Annotated in this window: 21 protein-coding genes; all 21 read left to right on the top strand. The window is 44.6% G+C overall.

The window, feature by feature from the left end; translation table 11 throughout:
* The first annotated feature begins 6 nt into the window (after positions 1–6).
* Complete coding sequence (locus J1C86_RS01830) at positions 7–1344, top strand: PFL family protein (RefSeq protein ID WP_002908731.1); 1338 nt, start codon at positions 7–9, stop codon at positions 1342–1344.
* A 132-nt stretch (positions 1345–1476) separates the two neighbouring features.
* Positions 1477–2373, top strand: coding sequence for a hypothetical protein (locus tag J1C86_RS01835; RefSeq protein WP_060976570.1), 897 nt, complete (start codon positions 1477–1479; stop codon positions 2371–2373).
* Positions 2374–2503: 130 nt separating this feature from the next.
* Positions 2504–3205, top strand: a complete 702-nt coding sequence (locus tag J1C86_RS01840) for a histidine phosphatase family protein (protein WP_125409126.1) — start codon at positions 2504–2506, stop codon at positions 3203–3205.
* Positions 3206–3304: 99 nt separating this feature from the next.
* A complete protein-coding gene (locus tag J1C86_RS01845) occupies positions 3305–4003 on the top strand; it encodes a histidine phosphatase family protein (RefSeq protein ID WP_060976572.1) in 699 nt (232 codons plus the stop codon).
* The gene (locus J1C86_RS01850; protein WP_060976573.1) at positions 3990–4778 is read left to right on the top strand and encodes a M15 family metallopeptidase; all 789 of its coding nucleotides are present in this window, start codon (positions 3990–3992) and stop codon (positions 4776–4778) included. Before J1C86_RS01845 ends, J1C86_RS01850 begins: the two co-directional genes overlap by 14 nt.
* A gap of 226 nt (positions 4779–5004) precedes the next feature.
* The gene (locus J1C86_RS01855) at positions 5005–5328 is read left to right on the top strand and encodes a PadR family transcriptional regulator (RefSeq protein WP_125409124.1); all 324 of its coding nucleotides are present in this window, start codon (positions 5005–5007) and stop codon (positions 5326–5328) included.
* A complete protein-coding gene (locus J1C86_RS01860) occupies positions 5328–5900 on the top strand; it encodes a DUF2812 domain-containing protein (RefSeq protein ID WP_125409122.1) in 573 nt (190 codons plus the stop codon). Before J1C86_RS01855 ends, J1C86_RS01860 begins: the two co-directional genes overlap by 1 nt.
* A 41-nt stretch (positions 5901–5941) precedes the next feature.
* The gene (locus J1C86_RS01865) at positions 5942–6781 is read left to right on the top strand and encodes an ABC transporter ATP-binding protein (protein WP_125409120.1); all 840 of its coding nucleotides are present in this window, start codon (positions 5942–5944) and stop codon (positions 6779–6781) included.
* The gene (locus J1C86_RS01870) at positions 6774–7502 is read left to right on the top strand and encodes an ABC transporter permease (RefSeq protein WP_125409118.1); all 729 of its coding nucleotides are present in this window, start codon (positions 6774–6776) and stop codon (positions 7500–7502) included. Before J1C86_RS01865 ends, J1C86_RS01870 begins: the two co-directional genes overlap by 8 nt.
* A gap of 163 nt (positions 7503–7665) precedes the next feature.
* A complete protein-coding gene (hrcA, locus tag J1C86_RS01875) occupies positions 7666–8700 on the top strand; it encodes a heat-inducible transcriptional repressor HrcA (protein WP_125408212.1) in 1035 nt (344 codons plus the stop codon).
* A 35-nt stretch (positions 8701–8735) separates the two neighbouring features.
* Complete coding sequence (gene grpE / locus J1C86_RS01880) at positions 8736–9272, top strand: nucleotide exchange factor GrpE (RefSeq protein WP_125408199.1); 537 nt, start codon at positions 8736–8738, stop codon at positions 9270–9272.
* A 172-nt stretch (positions 9273–9444) separates the two neighbouring features.
* Positions 9445–11274, top strand: coding sequence for a molecular chaperone DnaK (dnaK, locus tag J1C86_RS01885; protein ID WP_002905346.1), 1830 nt, complete (start codon positions 9445–9447; stop codon positions 11272–11274).
* Between the two features lie 52 nt (positions 11275–11326).
* Positions 11327–11656 carry a hypothetical protein gene (locus tag J1C86_RS01890; protein WP_125408195.1) on the top strand — a complete coding sequence of 110 codons (330 nt, stop codon included), beginning with the start codon at positions 11327–11329 and terminating at the stop codon, positions 11654–11656.
* Between the two features lie 248 nt (positions 11657–11904).
* Entirely contained in the window at positions 11905–13038 is a 1134-nt protein-coding gene (dnaJ, locus tag J1C86_RS01895; protein ID WP_002908746.1) for a molecular chaperone DnaJ, read from the top strand.
* Positions 13039–13356: 318 nt separating this feature from the next.
* Positions 13357–19089, top strand: a complete 5733-nt coding sequence (locus J1C86_RS01900; protein ID WP_125409116.1) for an SIALI-17 repeat-containing surface protein — start codon at positions 13357–13359, stop codon at positions 19087–19089.
* Between the two features lie 255 nt (positions 19090–19344).
* Positions 19345–20094, top strand: coding sequence for a tRNA pseudouridine(38-40) synthase TruA (gene truA / locus J1C86_RS01905; RefSeq protein ID WP_125409114.1), 750 nt, complete (start codon positions 19345–19347; stop codon positions 20092–20094).
* The gene (locus J1C86_RS01910) at positions 20084–20854 is read left to right on the top strand and encodes a bifunctional hydroxymethylpyrimidine kinase/phosphomethylpyrimidine kinase (protein ID WP_125409112.1); all 771 of its coding nucleotides are present in this window, start codon (positions 20084–20086) and stop codon (positions 20852–20854) included. The genes truA and J1C86_RS01910 overlap by 11 nt, the downstream gene beginning before the upstream one ends.
* A complete protein-coding gene (locus J1C86_RS01915; protein WP_125409110.1) occupies positions 20835–21317 on the top strand; it encodes an ECF transporter S component in 483 nt (160 codons plus the stop codon). The genes J1C86_RS01910 and J1C86_RS01915 overlap by 20 nt, the downstream gene beginning before the upstream one ends.
* Positions 21318–21329: 12 nt before the next feature.
* On the top strand, positions 21330–21893 hold the full coding sequence (locus J1C86_RS01920) for a TIGR01440 family protein (RefSeq protein WP_125409108.1): 564 nt from the start codon (positions 21330–21332) through the stop codon (positions 21891–21893).
* A 79-nt stretch (positions 21894–21972) separates the two neighbouring features.
* Entirely contained in the window at positions 21973–23256 is a 1284-nt protein-coding gene (gene tig / locus J1C86_RS01925; RefSeq protein ID WP_125409106.1) for a trigger factor, read from the top strand.
* A gap of 185 nt (positions 23257–23441) precedes the next feature.
* On the top strand, positions 23442–24032 hold the full coding sequence (rpoE, locus tag J1C86_RS01930) for a DNA-directed RNA polymerase subunit delta (RefSeq protein ID WP_002898937.1): 591 nt from the start codon (positions 23442–23444) through the stop codon (positions 24030–24032).
* Positions 24033–24144 lie beyond the last annotated feature (112 nt).

Consider the following 24144-nt stretch of genomic DNA (forward strand, 5'->3'; position numbering starts at 1 on the left):
TGAAGAATGGATATTAGACAAGTAACAGAAACCATTGCCATGATTGAGGAGCAGAATTTTGATATTCGGACCATCACCATGGGCATTTCACTCTTGGACTGTATTGACACAGATATTGATCGGGCGGCGGAGAAGATTTACAAAAAAATCACGACCAAAGCGAAAGACTTGGTGGCAGTTGGGGATGAAATTGCTGCAGAGCTCGGGATTCCCATCGTCAATAAGCGGGTTTCAGTGACTCCGATTTCGCTGATTGGGGCAGCGACAGATAGCAGAGACTACGTGCCTCTGGCCAAGGCTTTAGACAAGGCAGCCAAGGAAATCGGCGTTGACTTTATCGGTGGTTTCTCGGCCTTGGTCCAAAAGGGCTATCAAAAAGGCGATGAAATTCTCATTAATTCCATTCCACGTGCTTTGGCTGAGACGGACAAGGTCTGCTCCTCTGTCAATATCGGCTCAACCAAAACTGGTATTAATATGACAGCTGTTGCGGATATGGGGCGGATTATCAAGGAAACCGCTCAGTTATCTGATATGGGTGCGGCCAAGTTGGTCGTCTTTGCCAATGCGGTAGAAGACAATCCTTTCATGGCAGGCGCCTTTCACGGTGTCGGCGAAGCAGATGTGGTCATCAATGTCGGTGTTTCTGGGCCCGGTGTTGTCAAGCGAGCCTTGGAAAAGGTCCGAGGTGAGAGCTTTGACGTGGTGGCTGAAACAGTCAAGAAAACAGCCTTCAAAATCACACGTATCGGTCAGTTGGTCGGTCAGATGGCCAGCGAGCGTCTGGGCGTCAAGTTCGGGATTGTTGACTTGAGTCTGGCTCCAACACCAGCGGTCGGGGACTCAGTCGCCCGTGTCTTGGAAGAAATGGGTTTGGAAACAGTCGGCACTCATGGCACGACAGCAGCCCTTGCCCTGCTCAATGACCAAGTCAAAAAAGGCGGTGTCATGGCCTGCAATCAGGTTGGCGGACTGTCTGGTGCTTTCATCCCTGTGTCAGAAGACGAGGGCATGATTGCGGCTGTGCAAAATGGCTCGCTCAATCTAGAAAAGCTAGAAGCGATGACAGCTATCTGCTCTGTAGGTTTGGATATGATTGCCATTCCAGAAGCGACACCGGCTGAAACCATCGCAGCCATGATTGCGGATGAAGCGGCGATTGGAGTTATCAATCAGAAGACAACAGCTGTGCGGATTATTCCGAAAGGCAAGGAAGGCGATATGATTGAATTTGGCGGGCTCTTGGGAACAGCTCCGGTCATGAAGGTCAATCAAGCTTCGTCTGCTGCCTTTATCGCGCGGGGCGGTCAGATTCCAGCGCCTATTCACAGCTTTAAAAATTAAAAAGCTAGATTTGAAACAGCTTTTAAGAAAGCATCATAAAGGACAGCTATTCAGTTTCCGAGTAGGAGTTTGCGGGATTGAGTCTAGCTGGATGCTTGAAAGATAGGGGATTATAAGGAGATTGTTTAGGTTATGAATAAAAGAGAGCTAGCTGAGCTGGCCCTTGATTTAGGTTTGGATTTTGATAAGGAGAGCGGCATTATATATGGCCGTAGAGGGGATTATGCTTTTTATCTAGAGACTATAACAGATGGCGACGAATTTGCGATTTTTTTCTCAGTCAGATGTGAGCAGGGCTATATCGGTCGAGATACCTTGGAAGCTTTGATCAACGATTCTGAGGTCTTGATTGATTTTGAGAGAGCTGGCTATAACTTGGCTTGTCAGATTTTGGCTGATCAGGATCGAGATCTGCTGCCGGATATTTTGGAGGAGGCTATTGAGGACTGCACCCGCTACTTTGAGGAGCAAGGGCTGGTTAGCGCCTGTGAAAAAACCGGTGAAACCGGAGATGTGGACCTGTATCAGATCAAAGGCGATTGGCTCTTTCTCACGCCATCTAGCTATGAGCGGATGATTTCCATCTCACAGGATAAGGTGACAAAGCGTTCCCTTCCTCATCAAAGTCCGCAGAAAATACATTATTTTCTGGGTGTTCTCGGAGCATTCTTGACGAGCTTGCTTGGCGCATGTCTTGTCTTCTTTCTGACAGGTGCATCCTTGGCCATGGGCTTCATATCAGGTTTTACACTGCTATTTAGCATTGCTTGCTATGAAAAGTTTGTCAAAGGTATTTCTGTTTTAGGAATTGTGGCAAGTTTCTTTTTTACTTTAGCGATGAGCTTTGTAGCTGTTCAAATTGGTTATGCCAATTCTTTTTACCAAGGGGAAGGCAATATTTTGCAAGCCGTTATCGCTATTAATAAAGCCGCTTTATCCGGACAGTTTGGTCTTAATTATTGGCTCCATTATCTGTACATTGTTCTTGGATGTGTCAGTGCTGTAAAAGTTCATATTAAGTCTCTATAGTTGATTAGATGCTGACTTCAAAGTGAGCAGCTGTCTATCATAGTGGGAAACCGGGTTCTCCCTCTTCTTTATCTAAAGAATACGAAGGCCTATACTATAATAAACAAAGAAAAAATAAAAGAGGTGAAGTATGTCAAAAACAAGACTCTATGTTATCCGTCATGGCAAGACCATGTTCAATACTATCGGCCGGGCTCAAGGTTGGTCTGATACCCCGCTGACTGCTAAAGGGGAGCGCGGTATTCGCGAGCTGGGTATCGGATTGCGAGAGTCTGGTTTGCCTTTTGTCAAGGCTTTTTCCAGTGATAGTGGTCGGACCATTCAGACCATGGGGATTATCCTAGAGGAGCTGGGCCTGACTGGTCAGATTCCCTATCGCTATGACAAGCGCATCCGGGAGTGGTGTTTCGGCAGTTTTGATGGTGCTTATGGTGGTGAGCTCTTTCATGGCGTTATCCCACGAGTTCTTAAGACGGATAATTACAAAGAACTCAGTTGGCCGGATTTGGCGAATGGCCTGGTAGAAGTGGATTCGGCAGGTTGGGCTGAGCCTTGGGACAAGCTAAGCGGTCGGATTTTAGAAGGATTTGAAGCCATTGCTAGAGAGGTGGAGTCCTCAGGCGGTGGCAATGCTCTGGTCGTCAGCCACAGTATGACCATTGGTACTTTGGCTTATCTGGTTGATGAGAATATCACGAAAAATCCTAATGTCGACAATGGCAGTGTCACAGTGCTGGAGTATGAAGATGGTCGCTTTAGCATCCAGGCCTTGGGTGATGTGTCTTACCGTCAGGTTGGTGCAGCTATATTGGATCGAGAAAATCAAGAATGAGCAGGAGTTTTGAGACTCCTGCTTTTTGCTTTGAAAGCCAGATGGAGCCAATTTCTTCATAAAATGGTATAATATGAAAAGAACAACGGAGGAAATGAAATGGCAAAAACAAGATTATACTTGGTTCGTCATGGCAAGACCATGTTTAATACTATCGGCCGGGCTCAAGGCTGGTCTGATACCCCATTGACTGAAGTTGGGGAACGTGGCATTCATGAGTTGGGCATTGGCTTGAGAGAAGCTGGGCTTGATTTCAAATTGGCCCGTTCCAGCGACAGCGGCCGGACTATTCAGACTATGGGCATTATTCTGGAGGAGCTGGATCTGACTGGTCAGATTCCTTATACCTTTGACAAACGGATTCGCGAATGGTGCTTTGGCAGTTTTGATGGTGGTTATGATGGGGAACTCTTTATGGGTGTGATGCCCCGGGTTTTCAATATTGAGCACGTTCATCAGCTCAGCTATGCTGAGTTGGCAGAAGGCCTTGTAGAAGTCGATACAGCAGGCTGGGCAGAAAACTGGGAAAAGCTCAGCGGCCGAATTTGGGAAGGCTTTTCAGCCATAGCTGAGGAGCTGGAAGCTGCTGGCGGTGGGAATGCCCTTGTAGTCAGCCACGGCATGACCATCGGAACCTTTGTCTATCTAATCAATCGAACTCGGCCTCATGGTTTGGACAATGGCAGTGTGACGGTTGTAGACTATGAAGACGGTAAATTCACAGTAGCTTGCGTCGGAGACATGTCTTATCGAGAGGCCGGTGCCAAAGTAATGGAGGAAGAAGTTGAAGCGCGCTAAACATCGCAAAGAAAAGAGAAAATCGAAGTCTAAGAAGATTGGGTTAACGCTTTTGTTGTTAATCATCTTGTGTCTGGCAGCTGGAGGAACGGCGATTTATTTCCGTCCGTCCTTGTTACAAGATCTGCTTGCAAAGATTCAGTTTTCGGGTTCGTCTAGCAGTTCTGCTACGAAAGGCTCTTCTGGCTCAGAGAGCTCGCAGTCTGATTTGCCCAAGGTTTCTTCTACTGACTGGAATTTGATTTTGGTCAATCGAGACAACCAGCAAGAAGAAAAAACACCTGATCTGACTCAGATTGGAGAGGTGCAGGTCGACAGCCGTATTGCTGAAAATACTCGGCAATTCCTAGCAGCAGCCCAGGCGATAGCTCCTGAAGAAACTTTAATCTCTGGCTATCGCAGCCGAGCTGAGCAGGAGGAACTCTATAACGAAAAAGTTGCTGGGGAAGTTGCCAAAGGCTTGTCAAATGAAGAAGCAGTCAGCATCGTGCTGAAGCAGGTGCAGCTTCCAGGAGCCAGCGAGCATCAAACGGGCTTGGCTATTGATATGAGCGCTCCAGAAGGCCAGGGGGATGAATTGGCAGCCAAAATTGCCCAACTAGCTCCGCAGTATGGCTTTGTCCTTCGCTATCCAGATGGCAAGAGTGACATTACTGGAGTTGATTTTGAGAACTGGCATTACCGTTATGTCGGTGTGGAGAATGCCCAGTATATGCAGAAGCATAATCTGGTTCTGGAAGAATATATCGCCCTACTCAAGGCAGCGGGGAAATAAACAAGTAAGTCAGGTTTTCCTGGCTTTTTTTTATGCTGATTTATCAGAATGCAGGTCTATAATCACTTATGCTTCTGACTTAAAGCAGCTTTAGCTGAAGCATTGATAGATAAAAATGAATCACTTTTTGTAAAAAATATTTACAAATCCTTGACAACTATATCGGACTGCGATATAATTTTGTATATCAAGGTTCGATATATCGAGGTGAAAGTGAGATAAAAAGATGAGCGGATTGACAGAAAAGCTTAGGAGAGTCTATGTGCCAATGACAGAGACAGGTTTTTATATCCTCTTCTGTCTTCAGAAAGAAAGGCATGGCTACAGTATTACTCAAAAAGTCAAGCAATTGACAGAAGGACAGCTATCTATCAGCCCGGGGACCATGTACGGGACCTTGGCAAAGATGGAAAAAGATGGTCTGATTGCCTTTGTTCGTGAGGAAGAAAAGAGAAAGCTCTATTCTATCACGGAGCTTGGGAAGCAGATTTTAGAGTTGGAAATCCAGCGGATTGAGCGCCTTTACCGCAATAGTAAGGAGGAAGTTTGATGGAAAAGAAAATTGTCTATAAAATCTTTACCATTGCAGACTATGACAGAGAAGCAGCTTATTTTAAACAAATGCATAGCAAAGGCTGGAAATTGAAAAAAGTAAGTTATTCTCCCTTTCTTGTTGCGGTTCGTTATACATTTGAATCCTGTCCGCCTCAGGACGTGGCCTATCAATTAGATTTTCGCCCCATAAAGAAGGCGGAGCAAGAATCCTATTATCAACTGTTTGAGGATTGTGGCTGGAAGCATATTACAAACTTTAATCAGTTCTCTTATTTCCGCAAGCCGGTTTCTCAGCTTGATGCAGACAGCGATCTTGAAATCTATAATGACGCATGGTCTAAGCTAGAAATGGTCAAGCGTTTGCTTATATGGCGATTTTTGCCGGCCATCATGGTTTTGTGTGTCACTACCTATCTCATTTTAGATATTTTTCAAAAGAGTTTGAAAGCAAGTCTACTATTCAAATCAGTCTTAGCAATAGACTGTCTTATATTGCTCATTCTGTTCTGTCAACTGGTCCATATTGCCTTGCGTTTTTGGAAAATGAGGCAGGAACTGAAAGACTGATTGCAGTTTTGTTAAATACTGTTGTGAAAGCGAGGAAAACAATGAAAAAGACCATTATTGAAGTGCAAGGCTTGAAAAAGAAATTCAAGGAACAAGAAGCCTTAGCAGGAATCGATTTTTCCATCCGAGAGGGAGAAATCTTTGGCTTCCTAGGACCATCTGGATCTGGTAAAACGACGACTATCAATATCTTGACTGGTCAGTTGTCTGCAGATGCTGGGACAGCTCATGTGCTGTCTGCACCGGTTGAGGATTTAAAGGCAGAAGTGCTGGAGCAGATTGGGATTGTCAGCGATGGCAGCGGTTTTTATGAAAAGATGTCACTTTATAAAAATCTCAAAGCCTATGTTATGCTCTTTGGTGTTAAGATGACAGAAGTCGATGAACTTCTCCGAAAAGTGGGGCTTTATGATAGTCGCAACAAGGTGGCTGAAAAACTATCTACGGGTATGAAGCAGCGCATGTTGCTGGTCCGAGCCTTGATTAATCGACCTAAACTGCTCTTCTTGGATGAGCCAACCAGTGGTTTAGATCCGTCAACCTCTCGCACCATTCACGAATTGCTGCTGGAACTAAAAGAGCAGGGGACAACTATTTTTCTGACGACTCATGATATGCAAGAAGCTACCCTCTTGTGTGATCGCTTGGCCTTGCTAAGTAAAGGAAAATTAGTCGAAGTAGGCAGTCCGCATGAGATAATCCAAAAGTATAATACAGATAAGAAGGTTCGTTTAGAATATGTAGATTTGACGACGAAGACGGTGGCCTTTGAGGAACTACAAGGAGGTTTGGATTTGTCCAATGTTATCAGCATTCATTCCTGCGAACCAACTTTGGAAGATATTTTCATCACGTTGACAGGAGGTACCTTAAATGTCTAATAAATTAAAAGGTAAGATTTGGCTGAGAGGTCAAGTGACGCTAGCTAATAAAAGTATTCTGTTGCAGGTTTTCATGCCAATTTTCCTCATTTTTCTCTATAAATTTATTTTTTCACTGAATGGAGCGGGTAAGGAAATTGGAGCTGATAAACTAGCTACTATGTTGCTTACGATCTCTCTGCCTTTCTCTCTAGCCATGTCTGTTGGGACACCTATCATCATCATCCTAGCTGAGGAAAGAGAAAAACATAATTTGCAAAGTTTGCGCTTGGCTGGTGTGACAGCTGGTCAATACATTCTCTCTGCCTTAATCTGGCCAGCGATTATTGGGATCTTTTATATTGTCATTACCCCAATTTTGGTGGGAGCTAAGCTTTCTAATCATGTATTCAGCTATGGTTTGGTTCTCTTGTTGACCATGCTGGTCTTAATTTTCTTCTTTTTAATGGTTGGTCTGTTTTGTAAAAATCAGGTCATGGCACAATCTCTTAGTGTTCCGGCTATGCTCTTGGCGGCATTTATTCCTATGTTTTCAAATATGAGCGAGGATTTATTTAAGGTGCTGCGTTATAGCTTTATGGGCCTCTTTAGTACTTATATGAAAGATTGGTCTCATTTCCATTTATGGAGTGGAGAATTTTTGGCTCTGCTAGTTTGGTTGCTTCTTTTTGCAGGAATTTCTTTCTATTTGATGCGCCATTTGCAAATTCTGGAGGATTAATCTAGGTCGCTAGACTGATTTTTAGCACTCTTGTAAAAAGAGTGCTAATTTTTTGAGTTTTTGTCTTGACTTTGGTGTGGAAGAGTGTATAATAGAATCATGAGTTAGCACTCGAGGTGGTTGAGTGCTAATCGATAGCAGAATCTTGATTGGAGGTGATGCCGTGGTCACGGAGCGTCAAAATGAGATTTTGAATTTGATTATTGATATCTTTACCAAGACTCACGAGCCAGTCGGCTCCAAAGCCCTGCAGGATTCCATCAATTCCAGTAGTGCTACTATCCGAAACGATATGGCGGCTTTGGAAAAGCAGGGGCTTCTTGAAAAGGCGCATACGTCCAGCGGCCGTAAGCCTAGCGTGGCTGGTTTTCAGTACTTTGTTAAGCATTCTCTGTCCTTTGATCGTCTTGCTGAGAATGAACTTTATGAGGTTATCAAAGCCTTTGACCATGAGTTTTTCAACTTGGAGGACATTCTTCAACAGGCAGCGGACCTTTTGACCAAGCTCAGTGGATGTACGGTTGTTGCACTGGATGTAGAACCCAGTCGGCAACGCTTGACAGCTTTTGACATCGTTGTGCTCAGTCAGCATGCGGCTCTGGCAGTCTTCACTCTGGATGAGTCCAATACCATTACCAGTCAGTTTATGATTCCGCGCAACTTCCTAAGAGAAGATCTGGACAGGCTTAAAGGCTTGGTAAGGGAGCGGTTCTTGGGACAGACAGTGCTGGACATCCATTACAAGATTCGGACGGAAATTCCGCAGATTATCCAGCGCTATTTCACTACGACGGACAATGTCATCCAGCTCTTTGAGCATATCTTTGGTGATATTTTCAAGGAAAATGTGATTCTATCTGGCAAGGTTCAGCTCTTGGAATTTTCAGATCTGTCAGCTTATCAGTTTTTTGATGACCCGCAGAAAGTAGCCTTTGAAATCCGCGACAGCTTGGCCGAGGATCAGATGCAAAGCGTGCGCGTGGCAGACAGTAGGGAAAGCTGTTTGGCTGATTTGACATTGATTTCCAGCAAATTCTTGATTCCTTATCGAGGATTTGGGGTGCTGGCAGTTGTCGGTCCGGTCAATCTTGACTACCAACGACTGGTCAGTCAGATGAATGTCGTCAACCGCGTGCTGACCATGAAACTAACCGACTTCTATCGCTATCTAAGCAGCAATCACTATGAAGTCCATTAAATATAGTATAAATATTCCTAAATAGGAGGTGCCTTGTGGCAAAGCATAAACAAGAAGAACATCCAGAAGATGTAGAAGTAAAAGAGGAAACTGTAGAAACAGCTGAGCAAGCTGAATCGGCAAACCCTGAAAAATCAGAATTAGAACTAGCTAATGAGCGGGCAGAAGATTTTGAAAACAAATATCTCCGTGCTCATGCAGAAATGCAGAACATTCAGCGACGAGCGAATGAAGAACGCCAGCAGCTGCAAAGATACCGCAGTCAGGATCTGGCAAAAGCTATTTTGCCTTCGATAGATAATCTGGAGCGCGCGCTTGCAGTTGAAGGGTTGACAGATGATGTCAAAAAGGGACTGGAAATGGTGCAGGAAAGCTTGATTCATGCTCTCAAAGAAGAGGGTATCGAAGAAATCTCAGCTGACGGAGCTTTTGACCATAACTATCACATGGCCATTCAAACCGTTCCAGCTGACGATGAGCACCCAGCTGACACTATCGCGCAGGTCTTCCAAAAAGGCTACAAACTTCATGACCGTATCCTTAGACCGGCTATGGTGGTAGTTTACAACTAGGCGAGTCACTAATATTTGCGAAGTGAACTGCCAATCAGCTACTACGTAAAACTTGTCCGAAACGACAATAAACTATGAAAGAAGAAAACATTCGTTCAGCTTTGCTTTTAACGAGCTAAGCGAACCAAAGAAGAGTATCAAAAATAAAATTAAAGTAAAAAGAGGTAAAAATATGTCTAAAATTATCGGTATTGACTTAGGTACAACAAACTCAGCAGTTGCAGTTCTTGAAGGAACTGAAAGCAAAATCATCGCAAACCCAGAAGGAAACCGTACAACACCTTCTGTAGTGTCATTCAAAAATGGTGAAATAATCGTTGGTGATGCGGCAAAACGTCAAGCAGTAACAAACCCAGATACAATCATTTCCATCAAATCAAAAATGGGAACATCTGAAAAAGTAGCTGCTAACGGCAAAGAATACACTCCGCAAGAAATCTCAGCTATGATTCTGCAATACTTGAAAGGCTATGCAGAAGAATATCTTGGTGAAAAAGTAAGCAAAGCGGTTATCACAGTACCAGCTTACTTTAACGATGCACAACGTCAAGCGACTAAAGACGCTGGTAAAATCGCTGGTCTTGAAGTAGAACGTATCGTCAACGAACCAACTGCAGCAGCCCTTGCTTACGGTCTTGACAAACAAGATAAAGAAGAAAAGATTTTGGTCTTTGACTTGGGTGGTGGTACTTTTGACGTTTCAATCCTTGAGTTGGGTGATGGCGTCTTTGATGTATTGGCAACTGCTGGTGACAACAAACTCGGTGGTGACGACTTTGACCAAAAGATCATCGACCACATGGTAGCTGAGTTCAAGAAAGAAAATGGCATCGATTTGTCAAATGACAAGATGGCGCTTCAACGTTTGAAAGATGCAGCTGAAAAGGCTAAGAAAGACCTTTCAGGTGTAACTTCTACTCAAATCAGCTTGCCGTTTATCACAGCTGGTGATGCTGGACCTCTCCACTTGGAAATGACTCTGACTCGTGCTAAATTCGACGATTTGACTCGTGACTTGGTAGAACGTACTAAAGAACCAGTTCGCCGTGCTCTTTCTGATGCAGGCTTGAGCTTGTCAGAAATTGACGAAGTAATCTTGGTTGGTGGTTCAACTCGTATCCCAGCTGTTGTAGAAGCTGTTAAGGCTGAAACTGGTAAAGAGCCAAACAAATCAGTGAACCCTGATGAAGTAGTTGCTATGGGTGCGGCTATCCAAGGTGGAGTGATCACTGGTGATGTCAAAGACGTTGTCCTTCTTGACGTAACACCATTGTCACTTGGTATCGAAACAATGGGTGGCGTCTTCACTAAGCTGATCGACCGCAACACAACAATTCCAACTTCTAAATCACAAGTCTTCTCTACAGCAGCGGACAACCAACCAGCCGTTGATATCCATGTTCTTCAAGGTGAACGCCCAATGGCAGCGGATAACAAGACTCTGGGACGCTTCCAATTGACAGATATCCCAGCTGCTCCTCGCGGAATTCCTCAAATCGAAGTAACCTTTGACATCGACAAGAACGGTATTGTATCTGTTAAAGCTAAAGACCTTGGAACTCAAAAAGAACAACACATTGTCATCCAATCTAACAGCGGCCTGACTGATGAAGAAATCGACCGCATGATGAAGGATGCAGAAGCGAACGCTGAAGCAGATAAGAAACGTAAGGAAGAAGTTGACCTTCGTAACGAAGTAGACCAAGCTATCTTTGCGACTGAAAAGACTATCAAGGAAACTGAAGGCAAAGGCTTCGACGCAGAGCGTGACGCTGCCCAAGCTGCTCTTGATGAACTTAAGAAAGCGCAAGAAGACAATAACTTGGACGACATGAAAGCGAAATTGGAAGCTCTTAACGAAAAAGCTCAAGCACTGGCAGTGAAACTCTACGAGCAAGCTGCTGCAGCTCAACAAGCCCAAGCGGGAGCAGAAGGAGCTGAAAACGCGGGCTCAACTAAAGCAGACGACGATGTCGTAGACGGAGAGTTTACTGAGAAGTAAAACAATCCAGTAAATTTGGTTTGGTCATTACTCATGGAATGAGGAGGATTGTATGAAAGTTGATGAGCTGATTGGAGAGCTTCAGAAAAAAGATTTGTCTGTAATACAAAGTGAAACTTCCAAGTCTGGTTATATTTCTTTAGAATGTGTAACTAACAAAGGCAAAAATAGGAAGTTTCTAGAACTGCCCAAAAACAATAATGAAGACATAACTTGGCTAAAATGTCATATAGATACTATTTTGCCTGCTATGGATGATACTAGGCCAACGAAGGATGGTGCTCCAATTAATCGACAAGTCTATTTTGATAATAAAATTGGAGATGAAAAAATTATAAATATTGCAGTTGCTAGTTATAATAAAGTTAAAAATCTTTATTAAAATATACAAAATCTGATTAAATTTTATCTATTAGATTGAAGATAATGTACTACAGAGGTTGCAACCCAGCCTCTGTTTTTCGGTAAGAAAGGCATTGGAATTGAAATTTCCGGTTCTTTCTTATACTAAGTTAGAAAGGAACTGAACCCGACCTAAATTCTCAGAAAAAAGAAAAATCAGTCTAGGAGCATCGCTCCGTCGCCTGATTTCCTATTTTTCAGTCGAATTTTACGGTCTTGGTATCTTACATGAACAATACAGAATATTATGACCGTCTAGGTGTCTCTAAGAATGCTTCTCAGGATGAGATTAAGAGAGCCTATCGGAAATTATCTAAAAAGTACCACCCCGATATTAATAAAGAAGCTGGGGCGGAGGACAAATATAAAGAAGTCCAAGAGGCTTATGAAACGCTGAGCGACGAGCAAAAGCGGGCAGCCTATGATCAATACGGCGCAGCGGGAGCTAATGGTGGCTTTGGCGGCGGTGCAGGCGGCTTCGGTGGTTTTGATGGCTCCGGCTTTGGCGGCTTCGAAGACATCTTCTCTAGCTTCTTTGGTGGCGGTGCTTCGCGTAATCCTAATGCTCCGCGCCAAGGGGACGATCTTCAGTATCGTGTAAATCTCCGCTTTGAAGAAGCCATTTTCGGAGCTGAGAAGGAAATCAAGTATAACCGCGAAGCGACCTGTCATACCTGTGCTGGGTCTGGTGCCAAGCCAGGGACTAGTCCTGTTACCTGTGGCCGCTGTCATGGCTCAGGTGTCATCAATGTTGATACCCAAACACCGCTTGGCATGATGCGTCGCCAAGTGACCTGTGATGTCTGTCACGGCCGAGGAAAAGAAATCAAAAGTCCTTGTGAAACCTGTCATGGAACGGGGCATGAAAAACAGGCTCACAGCGTCAAGGTCAAAATCCCTGCTGGTGTGGAAACTGGTCAGCAGGTCCGTCTGTCTGGTCAAGGTGAGGCAGGCTTTAATGGCGGCCCTTATGGTGATCTTTATGTCGTGGTCCAAGTTGAGCCGAGTGATAAGTTTGAGCGCGATGGCTCTACCATTTACTACAAGCTCAATCTCAACTTTGTCCAAGCAGCTCTTGGTGACAGTGTAGATATTCCAACTGTTCATGGGGATGTGGAGCTGAATATCCCAGAAGGAACACAGACTGGCAAGCGTTTCCGCCTGCGTGGCAAGGGAGCACCGAGTCTGCGTGGTGGAAGCATGGGTGATCAGTATGTTACTGTCAATGTTGTGACGCCGACTGGCCTCAACGACCGTCAAAAAGTTGCCCTCAAAGAATTTGCGGAAGCTGGCAATATCTCGGTCAATCCTAAGAAAAAAGGCTTCTTCGACAAAATGAAAGATGCCTTGGAAGATTTGTAATTATATAAAAAGGAGCAGCCTAATGCTGTTCTTTTTATGTTTTCTAGAAGGAGATTTGGCAAATGCAGTCAAGAAAGAGAGCCACTCTGATCAGCCCTTTAATTAAAAGAAATTCGCTATAAAGAGCAAATTAATTTTCTCTATTTACTTTTACAAAAATTAATTGTTTTTTTAAGCAAAATCTATTGTAAAAATTTCCTAAAAGATATATGATAATAGTATATGTATAAAACGCATCTTTTTAGCCTGCTGGGGAGTTGGCTAGGGAGATAATGGGAGATTAGCTTTATACATTTTAGGAAAAAGGGGATTTATAAAGTGAAACGTTTTGAAAAAGTGCAGGAGCGAATTCAGAAATATTCGATTCGCAAATTGTCTGTCGGTGTGGGCTCAGTTGCCATTGCAGCTCTGATTTTTGGGAGCTCTTTGTCAAGTTCGACAGTTGCTGCAGATGAAGTAGGAGGCGGTGCGACTGCTCACTATACTTACGTTGAAGAGCAAGAGCTAACAGAGCAGGAAAAAGGGCTGATTAAGAAAGGTCTGCCTGAAAATCTGCAAAAAGGGGAAAACTATTACCTGATTTATCGGAAGCAAGATGGGCAAGCTGTCTTACCGAGTACAGGAAATAACGGTCAGCCGCTTCTCGGCTTATTTGCGGGAACGGCTATTTTGGCTGTCTTGGTATTCTCACGAAAGAAATCTGGCAAATTACTAGGAGTGCTTTTGCTAGGCAGCTTGGGACAGACTGTATTACAGTCTCCTCAAGCGTTTGCGCTAGAAAATCGGGAATTGCTTTCTTATAACCGTCAAGTTGCGGTTTCGTCAACAGTTTCTGAAGCGGATGTGACCATTGCAGGCTATAACTATATCGGTTACTTTACTGCTTCTGATTTGCTGGCTTTGACAGGAACCAAGCCAACTTCTCTGCCATCCGGTCAAGAAGCTCGAGGACAAGCAGAATTATCAGAAGTTGCAAAAGAGGACTCTGACTCTATTGATCGAGCTGCTCAGGCAGGGTTGCTGTATCGGCTGAATCCTGATGAAAGTGATTCTGGCCAGATAGGGAAGCTTCCTACTCCGACTCCAGCTCCAAATCCTAGTCCAGCTCCTCAGCCGTCAAATCCACCTATAGAAACGGCGAAAGGGGAAAGTTTACAAGAGCCAGCCTTGCCAGAGTACAGCGGTGCTGTGAACGGTGAATCGTTAGTTCAAGCAGACAATCCAGTCTACACGGAACCAGTAGGCACGGTAGGCGACACAGCCCCGATTGAACCTGCTTTGCCAGAATACACTGGCGGCGTTAATGGGGAATCAGCAGTTCAAGCGGACAACCCAGTCTACACAGCCCCGGTAGGGACAGCGGGAGATATAGCACCAGTCGAGCCCGCTCTACCAGAGTACACGGGCGGTGTCAACGGCGAATCAGCAGTTCAAGAAGAACTTCCAGTCTATGATGCTCCAGTAGGCACGGCAGGAGACATAGCTCCGGTCCAGCCCGCCCTCCCAGAATACACAGGTGGGGTTAATGGCGAATCGACAGTTCAACCAGAACAACCTAGTCTGCATACAGACATCAAGCTAGAAACGATTGAGCCTCAAGTTGTCAACAAGACAGATGATAGCAAGTATCTTGATGAGGAGACCACTGTCGATGGAACTCCAGGACAAAAAGAAATTGTTACCAGCTATGAAGTCTTGGGTGGTAATCGCATATCAGAGCCGCAAATAACTGAAAGAATCTTGCATGAAGCAGTTGATACAGTGGTCACTCGGGGTAGCAAGGCTCGCATCAATAAAGAAGAATTGAGCAAGCAGCTAGCTTTAGCAGCGGCTGTAGATCCTGCAGTTTACACTAATCAATCCTACCAGCAGCTACAAGCAATTAAGAATATGGCTGCGATAGTTTATCAAACTTCGTCGAGTCAAGATGAAGTAGATGCGGGTGTCAACCAACTCAAGCAGGCTTTAGCTGACTTATTGGCCCTTAAAGCAGCACCAACTCTGACTGTTTCAGCGGTTAAGAAGGATGAATTGCAGAAATCAGCTCAGATTCAATACCAGCTGACGGACAGGGATCAAGCCTTTACTAGTGCTCATGTTCGTCTGAAGAAAGATGGCCAGCTGATAGCAGAGCAGAACTTGGCGGCAGGCCAGTTGACTGCTAGCTTCAGTGGTTTGGACTACTATACACCATATAAGATTGAGACGACTCTGTCTTATGACTTAGGAAATGGCTCTGAAAGTCAGGAATTAGCTCAAGAGAAAGTCCAGCTTGACCTGAAGAAGGTAGAGCTCAAATCGATTACTAATGTCTCCTTGATGAAGGTTGAAAATGGCCAGACAAAATTGATGCCTACTTTGGCTGAAAAACCAGCAAATCTGGACCAATATTATCTGCACTTTACATCCGACCAGTTCAAGGACACTGTCCTGCCAGTTACTTCTATCGAGGAAGTGGTCGTTGATAACCAGCCTGTCTTTAAGATCCAGGCTCAGCTGCCAGACTTGCTGCAAAGAAGTGCAACTGGTCTTCAAAACAGCTTTGATTTCTATCTGGAAAAGGCCAAGAAGCGTGAAGGAAATGTCTATTATGACTTCCAAGACCTCTTGGACGGAATCAAGGAAGATCCTTCTGGAACCTTTATTTTGGGCCGCAGTATCAGTGCCAAATTGATTGACAAACCTGCCAACAGCAAATCTTACTTACCAGGTGAGTTCAAAGGCCAGCTGATTGGTGGTCAAAATGGTGAGCGCCATGCGATTTTAGACTTAGCGCATCCTCTATTTGATACGATTACTGGTGGAACGGTCAAGGATATTGACTTTAAGCGGGTCAATATGGTTTATCCAGATTCGCAAGCGGGCGATACAGTTGCGACAATTGCTGCTCGCTTGAAGAATAAAGGAGTAATCGAAAACGTCAATGTCCAAGGCTACTTGGAAGGAAGAGACCATATTGCCGGTCTGGTTAACAATATAGAAGGCCAATCTCGAGTTGAAAATGTCTCCTTTAAGGGTCAGATTAAGTCCAAGGGTGGAAACTCTGTTACAGCCGGTATTGCAGGAACCAACGCCATGTCCTTAGTAAGCCGAGCTTATGTCGAAGCAGATATTTGGGTTAAGAGTGGTCAAAATGCAGGTATGCTGGTCGCTCAAAACTTCACTAACTATTCAGGTGCAGGCTGGGGGAATTGGGGCAAGCTGACTCAGTCCGTTGCCAAAGGTAAGTTAGAGGATGCGGGCTCAAGAAATGCGGCTGGTATCGCTGCTTCCATTTGGCCGTATGGAACTATCAATGACACTGTCAGCTATGCTACAGTAGTGAACGGAAAAGAGCTCTTTAGCTCAGATAATGAGATTACTGATGCTTGGATGGGACAAAAACTCCAAAACCTCTTTGGTGTTCAGGGACAAAGCTCTGGAACCAAGACAGGAAAAGATGCCAAGTTCCGTCGCTTGACAGAAGCTGAAGCAGAGCAAAAAGTCAAGAGCTATCGGATTACGGCTCTTGAACAAAGCAGCGCCAATGAAGTAACAACTGAGAAGCTAAATGCTGCTATCCTGAGAACAAGTACTTATCAAGATAAGACAGGTTACAAGGCAGAAAATGAACAGCTTTATCAGAACTTAGAGCGCTTTATGCCTTTCTACAATCAAGAGTTCTTGATTCATGAAGCCAATAAGCTGGTGGATGCTGGTAAGGCAGGTGACCTGTTGACCAAGAAAGTCCTATCTGTTCAAGCACTGAAGGGCAATCAGTTTGTTGCTGGCGGAACGGATGCAGATAAGATCTTAGTCCATTTTGAAGACGGAAGCAAGACTATCTACAATCTTCAAAATCAAGCACGATTTGAACAGACTGCTCTGCCGGAATATCAGATTGCAGAGCTTGGTACAGTCTATACTCCAAATCATTCAACGGCAGTCAAAGAAGACTTGCTGACTCAGCTGACTGAGAGCTTGAAGAGTTTTGAACTATACAGTGATGAAGTCTATCGTTCTGTTGGTCTGCCTAATGATAATGACAAGGTCAACAAAGTGAAGCGTCTCTTCTTGGATGAATCTCTGGCTGAGGTGAAAGCCAACTTGCAGGATATGCTTGGTAAGCTCCTGGCCAATGAATGGACAAGATTCCATGCTGACAATCCAGCAGCCAACGAAGCTCTGAAAGCTAAAATCGAAGAGAATAAGACGGCTATCATGCTCGGTCTGACCTATCTCAACCGTTATTACGATCTCAAATTTGGCGACTACAACCTCAAGGAGCTGGTGCTCTTCAAACCAGACTTCTATGGTGAAAAAGTACCATTGCTGGATCGCTTGATTAAGATTGGTCGTTCGACAGAAAATCAACTGAAAGGGGCAGACAATGTCAATATGTTTGCACGTCAGTTGAAGGCTGAGTCCAAGTCTAGTGATTTGGTGGCTTACTTGGATTACAACCGTCGCCTACTGACTGACTTTGCGGATATGGATTCATGGTTCAAGGATGCAACCCGAGGCTTTATTCAGTTTGAAGAACGCCAGTCAGAAGTCGAGGAGATTAAGTCTGCTAAGTATCGCGTCTTTGATAACCTCAACTCTGAATATTTCAGTAACTATATCCTTCCGCTGCTAACCTTGAAGAATACGCGCTTAGCCATTCTGTCAAACTATAGCACGATGGCCTTTGTCAACAGAGACAAGCGCCGGTCATGGTCTGATGAACGATTTAATGCGCGCATCAAGGAAGTAGCGACCCAGCATCGAAATCACGTAGACACTTGGTACAAACTGCTCTCAGATGATATCAAGTCCAGAATGGTCAAGCAAAATGTAACGGCTGTATGGGATGGTTTTGATGTGGAAGGACGCGGCTGGATTGATGTCAACGGAAATGATAATAAGGGCAATCCTTATGCACCATCCCGCGAGTTCTTTAACCTAGTTGGGGGCAGAGCTGGTGGCTGGTACAAGTCAAACGGTTATGGTGCCCATGCTGCCGGTTCAATTCGTGTGAACTTTGAGGCCTTTGACCTCTTGACAGAATACGGTGTGTCCGTCTTTACGCATGAGCTCACCCACGTCAATGACGGCTATATTTACCTGGGCGGACATGGCAGACGACAAGGTATCGGACCAGAAGGCTATGCCCAAGGGTTGCTCCAATCGCCTGTTCCTGGTCAGCCGGGCTGGGGTGCTCTGGGTCTCAATATGGCCTTTGATCGTCCAAATGATGGCAGTCTCATTTTCAATAGCTCGCCAAGTCTCTTCAAGAACCGAGCAGACATCGACCATTACATGAAGGGATATAATGATACCCTCATGCTGCTGGATTACCTTGAAGGTCAAGCGGTAGTGGCTAAAGGAAATGAAGCCGCGGCTAAATGGTTCAAGAAAGTTGAACCGAAGGTTGTAGATGCTCGGACTCAATACGATGTCGTGAGAGAGTTGACGGCAGAGGAGAAAGCGGCCATGTCAGTCTCATCTGTAGAGGACTTGGTTGACCAAGGCTTGCTGTCTAACCGTGCGGTTGACAATCGAACTTATAACCCTGCTGACTATGACTCTAGTTACATTGCTATCGACTTTATGACAGGTATCTATGGTGGCGGCCAAAACAATACTGGAGCGCCAGGTGCCTTGATGTTCAAGCATAATACCTTCAGAATCTGGGGTTACTATGGCTATGAAAAAGGCTTTGTAAGCTATGCTTCCAATAAACACCGTAAGACAGCCAATGAGCAAGGGGTGACTGGTTTGAGCGATAACTTTATCATCAAGCAAATTTCTGAAGGCGAATTTGAAACCATGGAAGCCTTCAAGAAAGCTTACTTCAGAAAAGTTGTGGATAAAGCACAAACCTCAGGTATTAAGCCAGTGACTGTCAACGGAAAAGTCTATAGTACTTATGAAGAGCTGAAAGCTGGCTTTGCAGAAGCTGTTGACAAGGATCTGAAGAAGTCTCGTGTCGATGAACGTGCAACCAAGGACTTCAAGTATGCTGTCTTTACGCAGTTGCTCAAGAATACCAACAGCTTTATGGATGAAAACTCCATTTGGGGTTCCTAAGAAAAAGTGTTTAATTGCCTACATGAGTAGCTGCAAATAATGACCTTTAGCAATATGTGATCAATAACCCATTTGAATTAGTTCTGTTTGTGTCGTCACTGACAGTCTGATTCAGATGGGTTGTTTTGTTGTATAATGGCAAGTCAGAGTGCAAATTATCCCTATTTCTTATACAATATTTTTAAAAAATCTGTCCCCGGACAGTTCCTGCTTTTAGGGCTTGCTGGGGGCCTTTTTTCCTGCTAAAATAAACACATGACACGTTATAAAGCAATTATATCCTATGATGGTTATGGCTTTGCTGGCTTTCAGCGACAGCCCCATGCCAGAAGTGTTCAGGAAGAGATTGAAAAGACCCTGACCCGTATCAATAAAGGCCAGCCTGTGGTCATTCATGGAGCGGGCCGGACCGACAGCGGTGTCCATGCTCTGGGCCAGGTGCTGCATTTTGATTTACCAGAAGAGCGGGATGAAGAGAAATTGCGTTTCGCCTTGGATACCCAGACGCCGGAAGATATTGATTTTATTAGTGTGGAGCGGGTATCGGATGATTTTCATTCTCGCTACAATAAGCACAGCAAGACCTATGAATTTTTGGTGGACATTGGCCGGCCTAAAAATCCTATGATGCGCCATTATGCCACACATTATCCATATCCTTTGGAGCTGAGTTTGATAGAAGAAGCGATTGCTCAGTTAGAGGGGACGCATGATTTTACTGGATTTACGGCTTCTGGGACCAGCGTGGAAGACAAGGTTCGGACTATTACCGAGGCTAAGGTCCGCTATGATGCAGAGCGTAATTTTCTGGTCTTTACTTTTTCGGGCAATGGCTTTCTTTACAAGCAGATCCGCAATATGGTCGGTACCCTGCTCAAGATTGGCAATAAGCGCATGCCGGTAGAGCAGATTCAGAGGATTTTAGCGGAGAAAGATCGCCATCTGGCAGGACCAACAGCCGGTCCAAACGGCCTCTATCTAAAGGAGATTCGTTATGAAGAATAAGTTGATTTTAGCCCTTTCGGGCAATGATATTTTCAGCGGCGGCGGACTGCACGCTGATTTGGCTACCTACACGGTCAATGGTCTGCATGGATTCGTAGCTGTGACTTGCCTGACAGCCATGACTGATAAGGGATTTGAGGTCATTCCAGTTGAGGAAGAGGTTTTTGCCCAGCAGTTAGCCAGTCTCAAAGATGTTCCTTTTTCTGCTATTAAGATAGGACTTTTACCCAATCTGGAAATAGCAGAGCAGGCATTGGCTTTTGTCAAGCAGCATGCGGATATACCAGTTGTGCTGGATCCTGTTCTGGTCTGCAAGGAAAATCATGATTTGGAAGTCAGTGCGCTGAGAGAAGAAATCATCAAGTTCTTTCCTTATGTCAGTATCATCACACCAAATCTAGCAGAAGCTCAGTTATTGACCCAAAAAGAAATCAAAAGTCTGGAGGATATGCAGGCTGCAGCCAAGGAGCTCTATGATTTGGGGGCCAAGCATGTGGTGATTAAGGGCGGTAATCGCTTGAGCAAGGAGCGGGCGGTGGATGTTTACTATGACGGTCAAAATTTTGAAATCATGGAATCGCCAGTGCTGGCTAGCAACAATACCGGAGCAGGCTGCACATTTGCTTCCAGCATTGCTAGTCAGCTGCTTCTAGGCAAGTTTCCGCTTGCAGCAGTTCAAATTTCTAAAGATTTTGTTTACCGAGCGATTCAGCGCTCAGATCAATATGGGGTAGTTCAGTATGAGAAATCATCAAGTTAAAAAATTAGTTATCTTAGCTTTCATCACAGCTCTATCTGTGGTTTTGGGGAATTTTTTAAAAATCCCAACTCCGACAGGCTTTTTGACACTGCTGGATGCAGGGATTTATTTTGCAGCCTTCTACTTTGGCCGCAAGGAAGCGGCTATTGTCGGAGGCCTTTCAGGCTTTTTGATTGATATGATTGCCGGCTATCCTCAGTGGATGATTTTCAGTCTGATTTGCCACGGACTTCAGGGGTTCTTTGCTGGCTTTGAGGGCAAGAAACGCTACCTTGGGCTGGTCTTGGCCGCAGTGGCTATGGTCGGTGGCTATGCCCTCTTTGGTAGTATCATGAATGGTGTTGGGGCTGCCCTAGCCGAAATCTTAAGTAATTTTATGCAGAATGCATTTGGTTTAGCAGTTGGATTTGCTCTTTACAAGGCCTTCCCAGAGAGTTTGAAAAAGACAGTCGCAGTGAAATAAACGAGGTGAGACATGGACTTAGCTAAGATTGGAGCAGAAACTCGTCAGATTGTTCTAGATGTTTTGGACAAGGCTGCCTTGGTCGAGGGAGATATTTTTGTTCTGGGGCTATCCTCTAGTGAGGTTGTCGGAGGACATATCGGTCAGAATTCCAGTCTGGAAGTCGGACAGGTCATTGTCAAAACCTTACTGGATATCTTAGAAGAGAAGGGTATCTTTCTAGCAGTTCAGGGATGTGAGCATCTCAATCGCGCCCTTGTAGTCGAAAGAGCCTTGGCGAACAAGAAGGATTTGGAGATAGTCAATGTTCTGCCTACTCTTCATGCTGGAGGCAGCGGTCAGCTAGCGGCTTTTCAATACATGAAGGATCCTGTTGAGGTGGAGTTCATTGTCGCTCAGGCGGGGCTGGATATTGGCGATACTGCTATCGGTATGCATGTCAAGCATGTGCAGATTCCTATTCGACCGATTCTCAAGGAATTGGGATCTGCCCATGTCACAGCTTTAGCCAGCCGTCCCAAGCTAATTGGCGGCGCCAGAGCGGCCTATACAGAGGATAAAATCAGGAAGGGATAAAAGGAAAAATAATTTTGAAAAAAACTCTAATTATGCTATAATGGGTTGTATTCAATAAATTTTAAGGAGAAATGACAGAATGTCTGTATCATTTGAAAACAAAGAAACAAATCGCGGCCTTTTGACTTTTAGCATCAGTCAAGAGAAAATCAAGCCAGCCTTGGACCGTGTATTTAACTCAGTAAAAAAAGATATTGCTGTACCAGGTTTCCGTAAAGGTCACCTTCCACGTGCTATCTTCAACCAACGTTTTGGTGAAGAAGCCCTCTACCAAGATGCTTTGAACTCTCTTCTTCCAGAAGCATACGAAGCTGCTGTTAAAGAAGCAGGTATCGAAGTAGTTGCTCAGCCTCAGTTTGATGTCGAGTCTATGGAAAAAGGCCAAGACTGGGTCATCAAAGCTGAAGTAGTCACTAAGCCAGAAGTTAAGCTGGGTGCTTACAAAGACTTGGAAGTAACTGTTGAAGCTACTAAAGAAGTGACTGACGCTGAAGTAGATGAGCGCATTGAGCGTGAGCGTAACAACTTGGCTGAGTTGGTTCTCAAAGAAGGTCCAGCAGCTGACGGTGATACAGTTGTGATTGACTTTGTTGGATCTGTTGACGGCGTTGAATTTGACGGCGGCAAGGGCGATAACTTCTCACTTGGACTGGGTAGCGGTCAATTCATCCCAGGATTTGAAGAGCAGTTGGTTGGCCACAGTGCAGGTGAAACAGTGGATGTTGTCGTAACCTTCCCAGAAGACTACCAAGCAGAAGACTTGGCAGGCAAGGAAGCTAAGTTTGTGACAACTATTCACGAAGTTAAAGAAAAAGAAGTTCCAGCATTGGACGACGAACTTGCAAAAGATATCGACGAAGAAGTGGAAACTCTTGACGAGCTGAAAGAAAAGTACCGCAAAGAATTGTCAGAAGCTAAGGAAACAGCTTATAAGGATGCGGTAGAAGCAGCAGCTATTGATCAAGCAGTAGCAAACGCGGAAATCGTTGACTTGCCAGCAGAAATGGTCCACGAAGAAGTGCACCGCGCTGTTAATGAATTCTTGGGCAACATGCAACGCCAAGGAATCTCACCTGACATGTACTTCCAAATCACTGGCACTACTCAGGAAGACCTGCACAAGCAATACGAAGCAGATGCTGAGTCACGGACTAAGACAAACCTTGTCGTAGAAGCAGTTGCTAAGGCAGAAGGTTTTGAAGCTAGCGCAGAAGAAATCGAAGCAGAAGTAACTTCATTGGCTACAGACTACAACATGGAAGTGGAACGTGTTCGTCAATTGCTGTCAGAAGATATGCTGAAACACGACATCGCTATCAAGAAAGCTGTTGAAGTGATTACAAGCACTGCGAAAGTGAAATAAGCTTCATCATTCAAAACGATATCATTTGAAACTAGTGTATAGATGCACTAGTTTCTTTTTGTACTTGTTCCGTGATTTTTCCTGGATTTTCTTTTGACGAAAATAGAAATTTATCGTACAATAGAAAGTAGCGAAAAATTGCAAGAGGGCGACAAGCCTTTACTTAATCTTAAAGGAGATCAACTTTGGAATTAGAAGTATTTGCTGGACAGGAAAAAAGTGAGCTTTCTATGATTGAAGTGGCGCGTGCCATTTTGGAAGCCCGCGGCCGCGACCATGAGATGTATTTTAATGATCTGGTCAATGAAATTCAAAACTATCTGGAAAAATCAAACAGTGAGATTCGTGATGCTCTGCCTTTATTCTACACAGAACTCAATGTAGACGGCAGCTTTATTCCGCTGGGAGATAATAAATGGGGCCTGCGTTCATGGTATGCTATCGACGAAGTGGATGAAGAAATCATCGCCTTGGAAGAGACTGATGAGGACGACGCACCTAAGAAACGCAAGAAGAAACGCGTCAATGCCTTTATGGATGGCGATGAGGATGCCATTGACTACAGCGATGACGATCCAGAAGATGAGGACGGCTACGAAGCAGATCCGGCTCTCTCGTACGACGAGGAAAATCCAGACGATGAGAAGAATGAAGTGGAAGCTTATGATGCTGAAATCAACGAAATCGCTCCAGATGATCTAGGTGAAGAAGTCGAACTCAACGAAGAAGATGACGACTACTCTGACGAAGACACGGAGACCGAAGAGGAAGAATAAATCAACCAAAAGAAGCAAGGGATGAAAACCCTTGTTTCTTTTAATATTCCTTGAAATATGAGTTTGGAAGGTGTAGAATACTAATAAAATTTAATAAAGAAAAGATGGAGGT

Origin of the sequence: Streptococcus sanguinis, from assembly GCF_050220005.1 — a bacterium.
Classification (GTDB): domain Bacteria; phylum Bacillota; class Bacilli; order Lactobacillales; family Streptococcaceae; genus Streptococcus; species Streptococcus sanguinis_Z.